Raw genomic sequence first — 17,342 nt, forward strand, 5'->3', positions numbered from 1 at the left:
AGGAGGACAGATGAAAAAAATAATTGGATTTTTTGGCGGCGATAATCAGGTGGGAACGACCATGATTGCGCAGTCTTTTGCAGAAGTGTTGCAGCAGAGGGGAAACAAAGTGCTCTATCTGATGGGAAGCGGCAAGTTTGGCGAGGAATTTTTGCCATTGAGCAGCAGGCATTCCATCGATGATTTAAAAGCTTCGATTCGAAGTGGAAAGGTGACTGCAGAGGATATGTATCAGAATTTGGAAGAGGTCAGAGGATTATGGGTACTGCCCGGCGTGAGAAACCAGCTCGCTGCCGGGTATTTTACTGAGAACACCTTCGAAGTACTCCTCTCTGAGATAGGAGATGATTTTGATTATACAGTTATCGATGGTGGCAGTGACGCAAATCTTGGTATTACCATTTCAGCTCTAAATACAGCGGACCACAGATTTTTTATGACAACCCAGCAGTCCAAATCTATTCGCAGACTGATTCTGCTGCAGAAGAATATCGTGCAGCCTCTCGGGAAGGGAGGAGATTTAGTAATCAATAAATATTTGAAAGATCCGGCGCTGCTTTTGAAAAACGATATTTTGTCGCTGTGTGAAATAGAGGAGGCTTTTACGGTGCCTTATGTGGAATACGGCTGGCAAGCAGAGATGGAAAATAAAAGCCTGCTGCGCTATGGAAAGTTTGCACGAGGAGTTGAAACTTTAGCGGATGTCTTTGAACCGGCAGGGAAGAAGGAGGGGATATGGAAAAAGCATTTTCTTTAGAAGCGTATTTGAGCAAAGTTTTGCACAAGGAGGAGTCGGATGAGATAGAGCCGCTAGCGCGATTTCGTCAAATTTGTTCCATTGTGGAGGCAGAATTTGACAAGGAATGGGACGAAACTGACGATATGGCAAAGAACAGAAAGCTGGAGAGGGAGAAACGGGCTATGATGGGATTTTCAGCAGAGACAGCTTTTTATAAGGAAAAAATTAAGGAGATTTTGAGAGAGAAAAAACTGACAGATAGCTGGTATCCGCCGTGGTATCCGGATTTGGCGGAAGGGATTTTTGCAGAAACTTATGGTCTTTCCGGTCTTGCGCCTTGGGCTTACGACATGGATGAAAAGTACAGGCAGTCTTCATCAGCAAAACTGATTGGAGATAGACTTTACTGCCTCATTGACGGAAAATCTCAGCTGCAGCCTCAAAGGATTCCCGGAAGGAGAAGAGAGCAGCTAAAAAGAACTCTGCTTTTAGCGACTCCTTATGAGAGACTGGAATACGGCTTTCATGAGGTGTACTTGAACAACGGAATCAGAATTACCATTTATTCCGGAGATAGAACCAAGGAGGGGCAGGATATTATGGTCTTTCGTAAATATATTCTGCCGGAGCTTTCCTTTGAACATTTAGCAAAGATTGGCACCATCCCCAAAGCAGCAATTTCACTGTTTTACAAGATGATAGAAATTGGATTTAATGTGCTGTTTTCCGGACAGGTCAGGTCGGGGAAGACTACTTTTATGCAGGTTTGGCAGAAGTATGAAGATCCGAATTTGGAGGGACTTGCTATCGCCACTGATCCGGAAACACCGTGGCATGAGATTATGCCGAAGGCGCCGATTATGCAGCTGGTTGCTGATGGAGAGCGCCTTTCTTCCATTACAAAATCACTTCTTCGTGGTGACAATGATTATATATTGCTGGAGGAAATGCGCGATGGGCCAGCCTTTTATTTGGCACTGGATATTACATCGACGGGAACGACCAGAAGTAAGGGAACCATTCACGATAACGACGCAGTCAATGTACCGTATAAAATGGCATCCAAGATTTGTCAAAGTTATGGCGGCGATATGAGAGAGGTGATTGCGCAGGTATACAAAAATTTTGACTATGTGTTGGAACTTTCTCAGGTGCCTGAGGACAAATCGAAGAAGGTGCTGAAGGGAATTTGGCAATATTCCTATGATGTGAAACAGGATAAAGTTGCTGCAAAAAAGCTGTGTAGCTACGATTTTTTTGAGAAAGTATGGCGTTGGAATCCAAATCCTTGTCTTGAGAAAGCAGAGAAATATCCACAGCTTGCAAAAGAAATCAAAGAGATGAACCTTTTGCTGGCGCAGCTGGCAGCGAATATGCCGATGGCAGAATCGGAGGCAGAAACGCTGTTTCCTGCTTATTACCAGACAGAAGGAGGCACCTGTGGATAAGATTTTGTATGTGCTGTTCTTAACAGGGATTTGTATTTGGCAGCTGCCAGCATTACATAGCCTGTACATGACTTTTCGCAGCAGAGTATATATTAGGAGAAATCTAAAGAAAGTTACAAGCGAAAATCTTTTTCTGAAAAGAAGCCCTTTGGGACAGCATCTTGCGCTGGTCATTGAAGGAGCGGAGACAGAAAAATTTTTCACAAGTTTAGAAAATTTCTATCTGATTAGCCTTATTCTTGGGGCAGGGAGCGGATTAGCTGCTTATCTTGCAACAGGTCCTTTTATGGCGCTGCTTTGTGGGATTTTTATGGGGCTGCTACCCTATACTATTCTCATGGCAAGGCTTTACGGGCGTCGGGTTTCCCGCTCAAAGGAAGGAGACGTACTTTTGCAGGAACTTCTCAACAACTACAAAATTCATGATTTTAATATCAAAGAAGCCATCGAAGTGACAGCGGCGGAGCTGGATAAAGCGCCAGAGTCCAGAAAGCTTTTGCTGCAGCTGGCAAAGGGATTGCAGAAGTCTGTCACTAAGGAGGAAGTGGATCAACATCTTACAGCTTTCCGCTATGGAATTGATACGGCATGGGGTAATGCCCTTTCTACCAATATCTTCTTCGCCTATCTATACGGTGTTCGAGTCGATAACGCATTGGAGGATTTGCTCGCCTCGATGATAAAAAGCCGTAAGGTAATCGAGCATGGAAAAAGGGAAAATAACGAGGCTAAGCTGATTTTGAAGTACTTAGCACCGGTTAGCTTTCTTTTGACCGTGGTGGGTGCGTGCAGGTATTTTGGCTTTACGCCGACAAAATTTATCCGGTATCAGTTTGGCACAGTGTTGGGACTGCAGTGGTTTTTAATTATGACCATGATGTATTTGGCTAGCCTGCTACTCAATGTATTTTTGTCTAGAGAGAAGATGGACATTTAGGAAAGGCGGTTACGATGAAGATAAAGACAACGCCTTTATTTAAGGCGCGAAGACTGGCAGCATATACAAGCAAGATGTTGCCGGAGCTAGAAACCAAGGGAAAACAGCAAATTTTAGCCAGGTGGCGACTGTTTCAGAGCCAGAAGATGGAGCGAGAGATTTATAGCAGCTGCATTGTACTGAAAAACCTGGCTATGGTGCATAAGGATCTTCCCATGTCTGCTGATTTTATTTTGGAACAATTAATGGAGTGCAGCGGAGCGCTTCAAAATACTTATGCGGATATTCTGTCGGCATATCGTCTTGGACAGGGGGAGGAAGCCTTTCGTATTCTTACTGAGCAGGTGCCGCTAAAAATTGCAGCAAACTTTGCTGCTGTTCTTTCTAAAATCGATAAAATCAATCCGGCGGAACTGATTGTGCATATGACCGCTTTTGAGGAAGCCCTGATGGGAGAGCGTATGACCAAAGGTATGAGCAAGGCAGAAAGAAAGAGTCTGATTACCACCATGGCAGCGACTGCGACCATTTTTTCGATTTTGTTGAATTTTACTATTGTAGTTGTGTTTATGAATACGCTGCAGATGATCGACCAGATGTTTTATTGAGGAAGAGTAAGTTAGTCAGGAAGGAGAGAGATGAAAAATTTAATTATTATTATTGGAACAATTTTATTGGGTGTTATCATTGTCAACACTATGGTTTTAGGCGAAGGCGAAGTGTCTTTGAAGGAAGCAGCCCAAGGAGTGGTGGAGCAGGGTGTTGAAAGCATTGAGTCCATGGAAATCGGAGAATAGCAATGAAGGATTTACTGATTATTGTAGGAACTATGGTGCTGGGATTCTTCCTTTTTTCAATGATTGCAGGGGATAAGGACAGTTTGAAAAGCGCCGGCAGTGCGGTTATGGAAAGGAACATAGAATTGTATCAAGAGGAGTGCGGCGTGTGAAGAATTTAATAACATCGGTGGCGAGTATGCTGTTGCTTCTGGCAGTTCTCATGGAATTTACGCAAAGCCAGCTTCTCTATGTCAAGATGACTGCAGCAGATCAGGCAGCCGCCGCTTTTCGGGATATGGTGAAGGTGGACGGCTGCATTACTGATACCAGTGAAAGCTGGCTGCGTCAAGAGCTGGCAAAGGTTTTTCACTGCGCGCAGGAAGAAATTACACTTAGGGGGACAAGAACACCTGTAGGAAGAGGACAGCCGACTTCGTATCAGGTGGAGGTGAAAGTGAAACCTGTTATCATCATGGCAAAATTTTGGAATATTGACAGTGAAAGAAATTATTTTGAATATCGGCTTGATAGAACGGTAGTAAGCGAGCGTGAGGTCGATAGTCCATGAAAAATATGATGATAACCATGTCGATTTTACTCTTTGTTTTCACGATCCTCGGATATCAGCAGCAGTGTAACCACATTCTGAGAACCAAGGCATATTTAAGTGAAGTCTCAGCAGAGGCGGCTTTTGCGGGGCAATACGCTTTGAAGCAGGGCGCATCAAAGATTTCGGCGAAGTCTGCAGCGGTGAGTGTCATTGAGAAGAATCTGCGGCAGAAGTCTGAACAGGCAAAGTGGCATATCGAATGCAGTAAAACTGCAGCCGGAGAATGCAGGGTGATAGTTTTACTTCAGTTTGAGGATTTGCGTGTCAGCGCGGTTAGAAGGAGTGCCAGCTCTGCAGGTGGGGCAGAGTAGGCAGATTGCATTTACAGATGCAGTATGGTAAAATATGTATCAAAGAAATCTGAAAATAATGTAAAAGAGGTGAAGAACATGATAAAAGATATTTTGCTTTTGGGTGATCCGCGGCTTTATGTGACCTGTACAGAGTATCGAAAAGAGAACTTGAAAGACATCGAAACTGTCGTTTCCGACTTGCATGACACGATGATGGAGTACAAGAGAATCTACGGAGCTGGACGTGCCATTGCGGCGCCGCAGATTGGCATACAGAAAAGACTTTTATATATGTATGTGGATAACCCACAGGTGTTCATCAATCCAGTATTGCATTTTCCTACAGAGGAAAAGATGACAGTTATGGACGACTGTATGTCATTTCCGGGTCTATTAGTCAAAGTTGAACGGCATAAAGAGTGTATCATTTCATATTACGATATGAACTGGAAAAGACAGGAAATGCACTTGAAAGGAGATTTATCAGAACTGATTCAGCACGAGTTTGATCATCTCGACGGAGTTCTTGCAACGATGCGAGCCATAGATGAAAAATCCTTCTTTTATGGGAATATTAACAATTACAGATAAGGTATAGCAATATACAGCAATACACAGTTTATGAGACGAGTAACTGCCTTGAAATTCATTTGAATTCGGGCAGTTTTTTCGTGGAAAAGGAGAATAAAAATGAATTATATGCAATTTAAAGAAGAAGTTATCAAAAATATTAAAGGATATTTACCGGAAAAATACTGCGAATGGGAGCTTAAAACAGAGATGGTTTATAAAGTCAACGAGCCTTTGGAAGCACTGATGATTTTCCCAAGAGGAGAGAAAGGCGCATCGACCATGCTGTATCTGTACAGATTTTACAAATACTATCAAAGCGGACAGCCCTTTGACAGTGTTCTTAGAATGATTGCACTTGAATATCTTAACGGGCTTGCCCATGTAGATGAAATGAGCTCTTTTGTAGACGAAGGAGAAAAAAAGGAAAATATCATTTACGAGCTGATTAATACGGAGAAGAACGCGGAACTTTTGGCTCGTGTGCCTCACAGACACTTTTTAAACCTTTCTGTTATTTACAGGCTTATGGTGGATTTACCTGACGGTACTTTTAACAGCGCAGTTATTACGAATAATTTGGCGCAGAACATGCGGCTATGCGAAGAGGAACTATACAAAATAGCTTCAGAAAATACAAAATATCGAATGGAACTTCGGATTTCAGGTATTCCGGATATACTTTATATGCTGACCAATCATAAGAAGACCATGGGCGCTTCTGTGATTTTGTATCCAGGTGTTTTGGAAAGCATGGCGGAGGGATTTCAGTCAGATATTTATGTGCTACCTTCTTCTATTCACGAAGTGATGCTTGTTAGGGACATGGGACAGAAAGTCGATGACCTGAAAGAAACGGTTTTGAGGGTTAATGGAAGATTTGTGGACAGGGATGAATACTTGTCTGATTCGGTTTATATTTATCGTAGGGAGGAAGGAAAACTAGATATTGCAGAAGAATAAAGGACTGCTTTGGGGGTATTATGACGAAAGCAGTCCTTTTGTGTAAATTGTAATAAGTAAACCTTAGTGATGGCAGGAATTTCCGCCGCCGCAGGTGTGACCTTCGCCGTGATGGCTACACTGTACATTGGAATTATATACCAAAGTACCGTCGACCAGTGCCTGGACAGCTTCGTCAGCAGAGCCAGATACGCCGCCGTAAAGTCTGATTCCAGCTTGTGCCAGCGCATTTTGTGCGCCACCGCCGATGCCACCGCAAATCAGTACATCGACACCGAGATTTTTCAAAAATCCAGCCAGAGCGCCGTGACCGCTCCCAGCAGCATTTTCAATGGAAGAAGAGAGGATTTTGCCGTCTTCGACTTGATAAATTTTGAAGTTTTCGCAGTGACCGAAGTGCTGATAGATTTGCCCGTTTTCGTAAGTGATTGCAATTTTCATCGTGGTAGTCTCCTTTGTAATAGTTGCTGTTTTTTTGTTTTTATGACAGATATCATAGTTGCCTCCGCCGATGAGCAGTGGTTTTTCATGAATCAACGCATCTGCTAGCTTGTATCGTGCGGACTCGTAAATGTTAGTCACCGTAGGTCTTGATACCTGCATAGAAGCGGCGCACTCTTCCTGGGTCATACCCAGATAATCGATGAGTCTAATGGTTTCATATTCATCTACGGTCATGGTAACGCAGGAAAGTCTGCTGCAGCATTCTGGTTCATAGCCTGCCGGAATAAAGCCTTCGCTTGTCGGCATGGTGTTTACCATTCTGTTTTTTCTGGGTCTCGGCATGGAAGCTCCTTCTGTCATCATTATTAGCATATGTTATTTATAAAAGTATTATAACAGGGTTTTGAACATATGTCAATAAAATGCGAACCTGTTAGCAGTTGGTATTAGTTTAAATTCAAATGAAATAAGAGGGAATATATGAAAAGAAAAGTAATCAGTGTATTTTTTATTGGATTGTTGCTTTTGGGAAACAGCAGAGTTTCTTTTGGAGACACAGAAAAAATCATGTATGCCAAAGAACAGACCTGGCTATATAGTAGTGGGCATGAAACTGCAAGATATGCGGTAGTGCCCATTGGAAAAAACCAAAAAGTAGCCACAAAAGGTCTTGTAAAGGCGATTTTATCTGGCGGTAGAAAGGTCTACTATTATGAGGTGGAATGTTTGGGACAAATTCTTTATATTCCTCGATCTAAGGTGAGTTCCAGAAAACCAGCTAAACCTGTATCAATTCGATATCTTTTTAAAGAATTGAAAGTAGACGATAAAATAAAAATTCATGACAGACCAAGCATTTCAGGCAAAGTTTTAAAGACAAAGGACCGCAGCATTTATACTATCGGACAGGCTGGAAATTGGTATGTTGTTTATATTGAAGGAAAAATCGGTTATATTCGAAAAAATTCGGATTCCATCAAAAATGTCAGAAAACCTGATTATATTCCGATTAGGATTTCTGACAAAGAGTATCCTGATACAGCAGAGCGAACCAATATGAAAGAAAGAATTTATTTGCAGTATGCACAATTATCTCAGAAAATTCGCGAGAGATTGATGCAGCGAAATGTGGAAATTTATTGCAAGGAACATTTTATAGAGCCTTTTGAAGGAAACGGAAGTTTGGGATATACAGAAAGTCGACCTCACAAGGCTGTAATCTATTTGAAAGATGAAGGGATTGAGTTCAGCTTTATCCATGAAGTAGGACATGCTGTCACCAGGTATTTATTGAATGAAGATAAGGACTTGGATAAACTGCTGCTGGAGCAAAGGAAATTGAAGTTAGAGCCATATTATGCAAAGTCCATGTCAGAATGGGCGGCTGAAATTTTGCGAGTACTGGTGAAATCTCCAAAAGAATTGAAAGAAAAGGCCCCTAGATCCTATTTGTTTTTAATGCGACAGGTGCTGAACGTATATTAAATCCGTTGCATGTTGCCTAAGAAACGGGAGACACGAAAGCTATATATAATTTTAAATAATGAAAGGAAAAGAAAATGAAAAAGAAAATAATGACTGCGCTTTGCGCACTTGTATTAACGATGGGGGCTACTTCAAGCAGTTTTGTGACGGAAGGAAGCGTGCAGAGTACATAAACTTAGCTAGAAAAAACTATACAAGCAGAGAAGGGAGGGTAAAGAGACAGCAGAGAAAGTTTAAACTAAAGGGAAAACTGGTATGGTCAGTGTGCCGCTTAGCAGGAAACATATTGCAAGTTTGGCTGTAACTGTGGAGGCAGAGTAGGAGGATAGAGTGAGAATAAAAATCTTAAGAATGGATTGCTTCCTGTTTAGTATACTGTTGTTTATTTTAACGATGGCTGCCCCGGTTTGTGCAGTAGAAAAAAATATGCAGACAGAGACCGGAGGATATCTTAATCTTCCGGAAAGTAAAAGTGTTTATATACAGGATACGGTGGAAATTCAGCCGGAAGAGATTCCAAAGAATGAATCTGAAAAAGAAGAAAGCATGATTAACTCAGAACAAAGAACAAAGCAATTAGGTAGAATAATAATTCCAGAAACAGGAGACTTACAGTCCTTGGGAATTTACCTTTTGGTTTTGTTTGGGGCAGGTGATGTTTTCGTAACGATTTACAGAAGGAGAAAAGAGCAGGATGATTAAAGGTGCATTACAGAAAAATTTAGGTGTCAGAGTAGTTATCATAGTACTTACAATATGTGTTTTATTCTGTCTGCAGGCTAAGATAGGCTATGCAGGAACAGCAGAGAAGATGTATTTCAAGAAAGCAGGCTTTAGTAGTTATTACAAAGGTACCCAGTATAGCAATATCCTGGGTGTTTATGGAGAAGGTGAAGGTGTGGCAGTATATGGGAGAAGCAGGCACAAAGATAAAGATGGAAAGATACGCACCTATTATGAAACCCGCTTTTTTGGAGAAAAAACATATATTGACGGGAAATTTTTAACCAATATAAAGCCAGAACTGAGTTATACAAGCAGTACATATTTTAAAGAACTAATCTTTGATGATGGGGTGATGGTTTATGATAGCCCCTGTAGAAACAGTAGTGGCAGAGAATATCAAGAAAATGCCATTTGTACTATTGGGCAAACGAAGAACTGGTATAAAGTATTTGTGAATGGAAAGACAGGTTTTATTTCTAAGGCAGAGAAAGCTATTATTGATGTACGAGCTGTGGAATTTCCTTTGAAAATAAAGCAGCCTATGGAGAAAGAAAAAAATGTTAGAAATCGTGTGAGGTATCAATATGCAATGCTTCCGCAGAAAGTGAGGAAACATTGCAATCTGCGAAGGTTACAAATTACCATAACACAGAAATTACCAAATGATGCTTTTGAAGAAGCAGGTTATAGTGGGTATACAACTAGTCGACAAAAAAGACCAAGAATTTATTTGAAGGAAACAGAGAGACCTTATTTGTTGGAAGGCAGTTTTTTTCATGAGGTGGGACATGTCATGACGAGACTGCAGCCAGAGCTGTTAGATGGTACAGGTAAATCATTTTTCTCTTGTTTCTCAGAGAGAAGAAGACTGAATTTGGGAGAACACTATCAGACGCAGACAGAGTATGCAGCAGAACTCTTTGCGATTTATATGATGAAGCCGGACTGGCTGTCAATTGCCGCCCCGCGCAGCTATGCTTATATTGATTCTATTTGTAAAAAATAAAGGCAGAAATAATATTGAAGCCTAGACATACGAGGAGAGGATTAAAATATTTAAAAAGAAAAAACGAGACCAACTTCCCTATTTTGATCTCGCTTATGGGTAGACATCGTCGGCATAGTAAAACATGACAGAAGTGTTTGACTTGCTATGACGATTAAAGCACATAGAGAGCTTGGATTTTCTCTTGCACTTGTTCTTCGAGAATAGTATAATCGAAAATAGGGTAAATGTAAAACGAGAAATTGTTCACTGAATTTGAAGAAAAACTTATACCCCCCCTCTTTTGCTTGTGGGGAGAAAGGAGGACGAACATGCCGAATCCGAAATATGAAGCGGCTTTAGCTGTAGTAGAAATGGGCAGTTTGAAAAAGGCAGCTGAGAGTTTAGGCTACACACAAACCGGTGTCAGCTATCTGATTAATTCTTTGGAGGAAGAACTTGGTGTAGAGTTGTTTGTTCGCAATTATGGAGGTACAGTGCTTACCGCAGAAGGAAAACTGCTGCTACCATATATTCGCAGTGTATGCAATTGTGAAAACCTTCTGATGAACAAGGTCCATGAGATAAAGAATTTGAGTTCTGGGTTGCTGCGAATTGGGAGCTTCAGCAGTGTTCATACTAATTGGCTGCCTGCCATGGTAAAAGAGTATCAGAAGCACTATCCGGGAGTAGAGGTCGAGATGAAATGCTGTGACGATTATGATAGACTGGAGGAAATGATTTGCTCAGGTGAAGTAGATTGTGGCTTTGTAGTCCTTCCTGCAAAGAAAAAGATGGAAGTGACGGAATTTTATGAAGACCCGGTGGTTGCAGTCGTCGGAGAGAATCATCCTTTAGCAGATGAGCCTTGCTTTCCTGCCAGCAAGCTGGATCAGTATCCATATATTCAGTCTTTGGTAAGTTCGGAGCGAGAAGTAGATGACATCTTTGAACGTTATGGCAAGAAAGCAGATGTTGCATATCGAGTAGATAACGACTTTACTATGTTGTCTATGATTAGTAGCGGGTTTGGATTTGCGATTTTTCCAGAGCTGTTGCTTAGACACTTAAATTTTCCCATTTTGGCGAAGTCTTTTAATCCACCGGAAAGCCGTAAAATCGGATTTGCGATTAGGGCGGCAGGTCCAGCATCCAGTGCAATAAAAAGTTTTCAGGAAACTGCAGAAGCTTGGCTTGAGGAATGGATGGTGCAGTAAGTTCGCAACTGGGAGTCTTGACAGGTCGGTTCAGGTAAAATATACTTGAATCAACAGAATGAAAGGAAGGTTTACCAACGATGAAAAAGCTAATTTGTAAAGATGATTTCTGGGGATTATTTCCGGACTGTAAAATTGGAATTGTAATCTGTAAGGGCATTACCAACGAATATCATAATGATGAGGTAAAGTATGAGGAGCTGATTCGAGAAGGAGAACGGAAAGCTTTGACGTTTTTGACAGAACCTAACTTCACAGATAACAGAGTGATTAAAGTCTGGAGAGAAGCTTACATGAAGTTTAAGACCAAGAAGGGCGCAAGATGTGCCATCGAAGCTTTGATGAAACGTATTTCCAAGGAAAATCATCTCGGAACAATTAATCCGATTGTGGATATTTATAACAGTGTATCTCTGAGCCATGCGATGCCTTGTGGCGGCGAGGACATAGACTGCTTGGAAGGAAATTTGCTGCTGACGAAAGCTGATGGCGATGAAATGTTTTATGTCATCGGTGGCGAAAACAATGAACCTCCGCTTACAGAAGAACTGATCTACAAAGACGACGCCGGTGCTGTTTGCAGATGCTGGACCTGGAGAGAGGCTGAGCGCACCATGCTGACAGAAAAAACAAAGAATGCGATGCTATGCTGCGAACTTATAGATTTAGAACGGTATGAAGAATTGATGGAAGTGTTGACTGACTTGAAACGAGAAGTAGAGTCAAGACTGGGAGGCGTATGTGAAATTATGATTTTAGATAGAGAGCATTCAGAGGCAATTCTGGAAGAATGAGTATTAAAAAAGCACGTCTTTGCAGATTGGCTGCATGTAGGCGTGCTTTTACTTTTTATATATTTACCAAATACCCATCATATGCTGTAAAATCAAGCTGACTCCGGTAATACTAACCCAGCAGCAAAGTCCCATAATCAGTGGTTTACCACCGGTTTTGATGAGCTTTACGATATCAGTATTCAGCCCGATTGCTGCCATGGCAAGGACAATAAAGAACTTAGAAAGTTCTTTGATTGGAGCAAAGAACTCTGCGGAGATACCCGCGGATATTGCAAGCGTAGTAATGATGGACGCGCCGATAAAATAAAGGATAAAGAACGGGAAGATGCTCTTGATGCTAACACTTTTTCCATCGGCAGATTGTCCCCTTTTCGTGCGCATAAAGGCAAGTACTAAAGTGATTGGGATGATTGCAAGAGTACGCGTCAGTTTTACGGTGACAGCTTTGTCGAGAGTAGCAGAACCGAGGCTCCACATGCTGTCCCAGGTTGCAGCACAGGCTGTAACTGAGGAGGTGTCATTGACTGCAGTTCCTGCAAAAATGCCAAAAGCTTCTCCTGAAGTAGTATCAAAGCCAATAGCATTTCCGAAAGTAGGGAAAATAATTGCAGCAAGGACATTAAAAAAGAATATGATGGAAATAGCCTGAGCAACCTCTTCGTCATCTGCTTCAATAACTGGAGCGGTTGCTGCAATGGCAGATCCGCCGCAGATTGAAGAGCCAACGCCGACTAAAGTAGAAATATTAGCTGGCGTTTTCATGATCTTGTGCAAAGTATAGGAGATAATTAACGAGGTTGCAATGGTGCATACGATAATTGGCAAAGACTGCTTGCCAGTTTCAACAATTACGTTAAGATTCAGCCCGAAGCCTAAAAGAATTACTGCCCACTGCAGAATTTTTTTAGAGGTGAACTTAATACCGGGTTCGAAGCTGCCTTTTTCTTTGAAGAAAAGTGTGACGACCATGCCGGCTAAAATAGCAATTACTGCACCGCCAATAATCGGGAATGCTTTGCCGGCAAACCAAGATGGGATAGCGAGTGCAATACACAGTAGTAAACCTTTTCCGTTCTTTGTATAGAAGTTCATATAAATCCTCCTTGTAGATGTCATTAGCTAAGCAATTATACCTTAAAAGCGAAAAAATGTAAATGAGAATCTTTGGTATATTGTTGCAGTCAGCAAGCAATTAAGATATACTAATAGAAATAAATAGGGACTTGTACCAAATAATAGGAGGATATTAAACATGCTGGAAAAGGGAATTAAAGGCTCGCTGGAAATAAAGGTAACTGCTGAAAATACAGCACTTACTATGGGAAGCGGCACGTTGGAGGTTTTTGCAACACCGTCTATGATTGCACTGATGGAAAAAACTGCATGGGAGAGTGTGGCACCATACCTCGGAGAAGACGAAGGCACTGTCGGAACCCTGCTTAACGTAGCACATCTTTCCGCAACACCACTTAATATGGTGGTTCGCTGCGAAAGCGAACTTGTGGAAATTGATGGACGTAAACTGGTATTTAAAGTGGCAGCTTATGATGAAGCGGGTTTGATTGGAGAAGGCACCCACGAGAGATTTATCATAAAAAATGAGAAATTCCAGACAAAAGCCAATAGCAAAAAGGCCAAATAAGAAACATGATTGTAGTAGTTACAGATGTTTCAGCTGTTATCATTGGAGAAAGCTTGAAAATCGAGCGGCGCTTTGATAGGATTGCCCAAAGAGTTGAAGCGCGTTTTGATGTCAGAAGTGATTCATTGTAGAAAGTATTTCGACAAGAGATATAAACTCTTGTCGAAATACTTTTTTTGTAAAAACCAGCCACGTGTTCGATGCGTGGCTGGTTTTTTAAAGGAAGGAAATAACGAGACAAGCGTTTACACCATCGGTGAAGTCAAGAATTTATATGAATACGCACTCTTGCCATCCTATATGTGAGACGGGCTTTTTAAACGAATGGTAATGGTGGCTATATCACATCCACCATAGTAAAAGCAACAATCTATGTGAAAGAAACTTCGTCATATAATTTGGAGTATAAGTTGGCATTTATGGCCAGGACAAAGCATTAAGAAACTGGAATAGCTAATCAAAGAGAATGGGAGATTACAGCTCGGTTCGTACTATATGAGTAATGCGGATGAATGGCTTGCTGAGTGCATTAACATCCTCATTAAAGAACCAGAAAGACTAGAGAAAAAGGCGTCAACGACATATCTGTTTCTAATGGAAAACGTTTTTGGCAATACTGAAAGTCCATTACGTGTCGCTTAATCTGGCACGAAAAAATATATTTAACCATTAAAATTTAAAAAACGAAAGGAAAAACAAAAATGAAAAAGAAAATGATCACTGCGCTTTGCGCACTAACGTTAACTCTCGGAACCGCTGTTAACTGCTTTGCAGTCGAAACTAATCCGCAGACAACACAGGCTTACATCAATGTACCTGCTACAGCAATCGATTTTAGTGTAACTGAGGAAATCATCTTCACTGGTACTGCAGATTCCGCTGATTTAGTTGCAAATGACCTGGAAGTCATCAACAATAGCAAAATTGGTGTGCTGACAGCAAGCATTGAAGTAACTGGCGATAATGGATGGACTGTAGTTGCAGATTCCACTGACTTTACAAGATTGGGAGCTAATGCGAAAAAGATTAGCATTATGGTCGCTGGAGACCACGATATGTCCACTAGCGCATACACTGGTGCAGGAAATATTGACCCAACCGAAAAAGTTACAGTAGCTTTATCAGGCAAGACTGGTAGAGTAACTACTGCACAGGAAAAGACTAAGGTTGCTAACTTCGTTACAACCGTTTCTGTAGTGAAATAATCGTAAGTAAAAGCACAAGGAGGTACATGAAATGAAAAAGAGGATTTTATCTATTCTATGTGTGCTGCTTATGATGGTTAGCACTTCTGTCGCTGCCTTTGCTGATGAAAGCAATGTGGTAGCATATATGACTGTGCCGGCAACGGCAATCGATGTATCAGTGACAGAATCCATTGATATGACTGGCTCTGCAAATTCTGTTGATTTGATTGTTGATAAAGTAACTATCACCAATAACGGTACAGCTGGAGTTATTAACATTGACAAGGTTACTGCTACTGCTGCAACCGGATGGTCTTTTGTTGACGCAACTACCAACTTTAAGTTATTAAATGCAAATGCGAAGAAGTTGTCGCTGACTTCGACATTGGGCAGTTCCACCTGGGATATTATCAAGACCTGTCCGACCTTTGCAAAGGATGAAAGTAGTGTTGCAGCTGGAGCATCAAAAAATATTACCTTTACAGGAAAAACCGGCGTTGTAACAACAGCTGTAAACCATGAACAGGCAGCTAGTATCGTGGTTACCTTAAGTCTGATATAATTCAGTATTACTTAGACAGATAGGAGGACGTAATGGAAACTAAAAATGAAAAAAACAAGAAGCAAAAAATACTGATTATCATTTTACTGATTGCAGTTGCTTTCATGGGAGCAGGACTGTTTTATGTCCTAAACTCGAACAGGCTTGAAACCAGCAAAACAGCTGTTATCGTGCATACTGATGAAAAACTAAGCGATACAAGCGGCGGGCAGGTGAGAATTCGCATCAATTCTGCGGTGCAGATTTATGAGGATACCATGCAGGATCTTGCTTTTGCAAATCTCAATGAAGGAAGGCAGCTACAATGTAGAATTAAAGTAGGGGATTCCTACGTATATGATTCCGGACTTGTTAAATCCGGAGATGCAATACAGGCGGATATTGTAGATACATCCACCCTTAAACAAGGGAAGAATCAAGCAATTGCAGAAATTTACAATTACGACATGGATAATGAGTTGATTGGTCAGACTAACACGATTATCGACCTTTATCTGAACGACTAATGAGCAGGACGTCCCCATTGAGACGTTCTTTTTTAAAGAAATGAGGGAGGAAGATGTGAAAAAGAGATCTAAGCGATGGTTGTCAATATTACTAATAATGGCTATGCTTTTGACTATGGCGGTCCCGGTTTTTGCAGAAGAACCGGATAGTTCTATTGAGCAAATTCCGATTGATGAAGTGCGAGAAGCTGATATAGAAGGTGTAGATGCTTCTAGTTTGGAGGATTCTGAGATTCAGAATTCTCAACAAGTTTCTATAGAGAAGCTGAAAAAGGCAGTTGCGAAAGTTGTGGTAGTTGATGGAACAAGGACTGTTTTATATGAAGATGGTACTCTCATTCTAAATGAACTTGATTCAGATCAAGAGAACAACGAAGCAAAGCATGGTGCGGCCAGCAAGGAATTTCCAGCTTGGGATGGGACAGAAAACGACTATGCCTTTGGAGATACCGGGGTTCCATGGTTTAATTCAAGATATAATATAAAACGTGTTGAAATAGGCAGTAAAATTTCGCCAACAGATACTTCAAAATGGTTCTTTAACTGCACCAATGCTTCTTCAGCAGAACTTTCAAATCTGGATATGTCAAACGTAACCTCTACTGACGGAATGTTCTATAGCTTTGGAAGTCAGACTTTGAGCGTAACAATTTCCGGGCTTGAAACTTGGGATATGTCAAATGTGAAAAACATGCATGGTACATTCCAGTGGGTAGGACAAAACGCTGGTAACATAGCCATTTTAGGAATGGAAGACTGGAATGTTTCAAATGTTACAGATATGTCAGAGATGTTTGATTCAATCGGATATCGTGCTGAATCTATTATGATTTCGGGTTTGGATGGATGGGATACAAGAAATGTTACAACGACACAGAAAATGTTCTATATGCTTGGATATGAAGCTGAAGCTGTTACGATTTCCGGTTTAGAAAACTTAAATCTTGAAAATGTTAAAACCGCAGTAAGTATGTTTGAAAGTTGCGCAAGTGCAGACAAATGCGAATTTGCTCTTGATGTATCAAAGTGGAATGTATCCAAAATCGAAAATATGAATAATATGTTTTCTTGTTTTAGAATGTCAGCAAGCAAAGTCACATTTTTAGGCTTTGATAAGTGGAAAATCAATAATCATGCAAATCTGTCCGGTATGTTTCAGATGATGGGAATGTCCGGAACTTCTCCAACTATCTCTGAATATAACATTGGTATTTTAACTGTTCCGGGTGGATGTATTGTCGATAGTATGTTTTATGCAGCGGATAATGTAAAAGGCACTCTAATAATTAATGGCATGCCTATTTCTGAATATGGAGGAGATATTAACCTTGCATGGGGTACAAATAGAACAGGAGGGGCCTTATATCTTGCACCGACTAACACAGCAACATTGACCTGGGCACAGGAAACTGTTGACAAGTATGGTCTTTCTGGCGACCAGACACAGGGCCA

At 41.1% G+C, this 17,342-nt stretch carries 22 protein-coding genes; 20 read left to right on the plus strand and 2 right to left on the minus strand.

Annotated elements, in window-relative coordinates:
* Positions 1-10 precede the first annotated feature (10 nt).
* From D1155_RS12630 to D1155_RS12670, 10 genes are all read left to right on the plus strand, one after another.
* Positions 11-757 carry a hypothetical protein gene (locus D1155_RS12630; protein WP_160202772.1) on the plus strand — a complete coding sequence of 249 codons (747 nt, stop codon included), beginning with the start codon at positions 11-13 and terminating at the stop codon, positions 755-757.
* The gene (locus D1155_RS12635; RefSeq protein ID WP_160202773.1) at positions 736-2,187 is read left to right on the plus strand and encodes an ATPase, T2SS/T4P/T4SS family; all 1,452 of its coding nucleotides are present in this window, start codon (positions 736-738) and stop codon (positions 2,185-2,187) included. Before D1155_RS12630 ends, D1155_RS12635 begins: the two co-directional genes overlap by 22 nt.
* Entirely contained in the window at positions 2,180-3,124 is a 945-nt protein-coding gene (locus D1155_RS12640) for a hypothetical protein (RefSeq protein WP_160202774.1), read from the plus strand. Before D1155_RS12635 ends, D1155_RS12640 begins: the two co-directional genes overlap by 8 nt.
* A gap of 14 nt (positions 3,125-3,138) precedes the next feature.
* The gene (locus tag D1155_RS12645) at positions 3,139-3,732 is read left to right on the plus strand and encodes a hypothetical protein (protein WP_160202775.1); all 594 of its coding nucleotides are present in this window, start codon (positions 3,139-3,141) and stop codon (positions 3,730-3,732) included.
* A gap of 30 nt (positions 3,733-3,762) precedes the next feature.
* A complete protein-coding gene (locus tag D1155_RS12650; RefSeq protein WP_160202776.1) occupies positions 3,763-3,921 on the plus strand; it encodes a hypothetical protein in 159 nt (52 codons plus the stop codon).
* A gap of 2 nt (positions 3,922-3,923) precedes the next feature.
* A complete protein-coding gene (locus tag D1155_RS15600; RefSeq protein ID WP_201759595.1) occupies positions 3,924-4,073 on the plus strand; it encodes a hypothetical protein in 150 nt (49 codons plus the stop codon).
* The gene (locus tag D1155_RS12655; protein WP_160202777.1) at positions 4,070-4,471 is read left to right on the plus strand and encodes a hypothetical protein; all 402 of its coding nucleotides are present in this window, start codon (positions 4,070-4,072) and stop codon (positions 4,469-4,471) included. The genes D1155_RS15600 and D1155_RS12655 overlap by 4 nt, the downstream gene beginning before the upstream one ends.
* Positions 4,468-4,824: a hypothetical protein gene (locus tag D1155_RS12660; protein ID WP_160202778.1), complete on the plus strand. Its 357-nt coding sequence runs from the start codon at positions 4,468-4,470 to the stop codon at positions 4,822-4,824. Before D1155_RS12655 ends, D1155_RS12660 begins: the two co-directional genes overlap by 4 nt.
* Positions 4,825-4,902: 78 nt before the next feature.
* Positions 4,903-5,397, plus strand: coding sequence for a peptide deformylase (locus D1155_RS12665; protein WP_160202779.1), 495 nt, complete (start codon positions 4,903-4,905; stop codon positions 5,395-5,397).
* 99 nt (positions 5,398-5,496) lie between these two features.
* Positions 5,497-6,339 carry a DUF5688 family protein gene (locus D1155_RS12670; RefSeq protein ID WP_160202780.1) on the plus strand — a complete coding sequence of 281 codons (843 nt, stop codon included), beginning with the start codon at positions 5,497-5,499 and terminating at the stop codon, positions 6,337-6,339.
* Between the two features lie 63 nt (positions 6,340-6,402).
* Here D1155_RS12670 and D1155_RS12675 read toward each other — a convergent pair whose 3' ends face one another.
* A complete protein-coding gene (locus D1155_RS12675) occupies positions 6,403-7,146 on the minus strand; it encodes a NifB/NifX family molybdenum-iron cluster-binding protein (protein ID WP_279261852.1) in 744 nt (247 codons plus the stop codon).
* Positions 7,147-7,263: 117 nt separating this feature from the next.
* Between D1155_RS12675 and D1155_RS12680 the strand changes: the two genes are divergently transcribed.
* The 5 genes from D1155_RS12680 (at position 7,264) to D1155_RS12700 (ending at position 11,990) form a co-directional block, all read left to right on the plus strand.
* A complete protein-coding gene (locus D1155_RS12680) occupies positions 7,264-8,268 on the plus strand; it encodes a hypothetical protein (protein WP_160202781.1) in 1,005 nt (334 codons plus the stop codon).
* A 330-nt stretch (positions 8,269-8,598) separates the two neighbouring features.
* A complete protein-coding gene (locus D1155_RS12685) occupies positions 8,599-8,970 on the plus strand; it encodes a hypothetical protein (protein WP_160202782.1) in 372 nt (123 codons plus the stop codon).
* On the plus strand, positions 8,963-10,000 hold the full coding sequence (locus D1155_RS12690) for a hypothetical protein (RefSeq protein WP_160202783.1): 1,038 nt from the start codon (positions 8,963-8,965) through the stop codon (positions 9,998-10,000). Before D1155_RS12685 ends, D1155_RS12690 begins: the two co-directional genes overlap by 8 nt.
* Before the next feature lie 311 nt (positions 10,001-10,311).
* Entirely contained in the window at positions 10,312-11,196 is an 885-nt protein-coding gene (locus D1155_RS12695) for a LysR family transcriptional regulator (RefSeq protein WP_160202784.1), read from the plus strand.
* A gap of 80 nt (positions 11,197-11,276) precedes the next feature.
* Positions 11,277-11,990: a phenylalanine--tRNA ligase beta subunit-related protein gene (locus D1155_RS12700; protein WP_160202785.1), complete on the plus strand. Its 714-nt coding sequence runs from the start codon at positions 11,277-11,279 to the stop codon at positions 11,988-11,990.
* 63 nt (positions 11,991-12,053) lie between these two features.
* Here the strand turns inward: D1155_RS12700 and D1155_RS12705 are convergent, their stop codons facing one another.
* A complete protein-coding gene (locus D1155_RS12705; protein ID WP_160202786.1) occupies positions 12,054-13,085 on the minus strand; it encodes a YeiH family protein in 1,032 nt (343 codons plus the stop codon).
* Positions 13,086-13,245: 160 nt separating this feature from the next.
* Between D1155_RS12705 and D1155_RS12710 the strand changes: the two genes are divergently transcribed.
* The 5 genes from D1155_RS12710 to D1155_RS12730 all read left to right on the plus strand — a co-directional run.
* A complete protein-coding gene (locus D1155_RS12710; RefSeq protein WP_160202787.1) occupies positions 13,246-13,635 on the plus strand; it encodes a thioesterase family protein in 390 nt (129 codons plus the stop codon).
* 701 nt (positions 13,636-14,336) lie between these two features.
* Positions 14,337-14,840 (plus strand): hypothetical protein, encoded by a 504-nt coding sequence (locus tag D1155_RS12715; protein WP_160202788.1) that lies wholly within the window; start codon positions 14,337-14,339, stop codon positions 14,838-14,840.
* A 31-nt stretch (positions 14,841-14,871) separates the two neighbouring features.
* Positions 14,872-15,384: a hypothetical protein gene (locus D1155_RS12720; RefSeq protein ID WP_160202789.1), complete on the plus strand. Its 513-nt coding sequence runs from the start codon at positions 14,872-14,874 to the stop codon at positions 15,382-15,384.
* A gap of 32 nt (positions 15,385-15,416) precedes the next feature.
* Positions 15,417-15,890: a hypothetical protein gene (locus tag D1155_RS12725; protein ID WP_160202790.1), complete on the plus strand. Its 474-nt coding sequence runs from the start codon at positions 15,417-15,419 to the stop codon at positions 15,888-15,890.
* A 55-nt stretch (positions 15,891-15,945) separates the two neighbouring features.
* On the plus strand, positions 15,946-17,342 hold a 1,397-nt coding region (locus D1155_RS12730; protein WP_160202791.1), incomplete at its 3' end, for a BspA family leucine-rich repeat surface protein.

The sequence above is a fragment of the Anaerotruncus sp. 80 genome, assembly GCF_009936115.1.
Classification (GTDB): domain Bacteria; phylum Bacillota; class Clostridia; order Peptostreptococcales; family Anaerovoracaceae; genus Senimuribacter; species Senimuribacter intestinalis.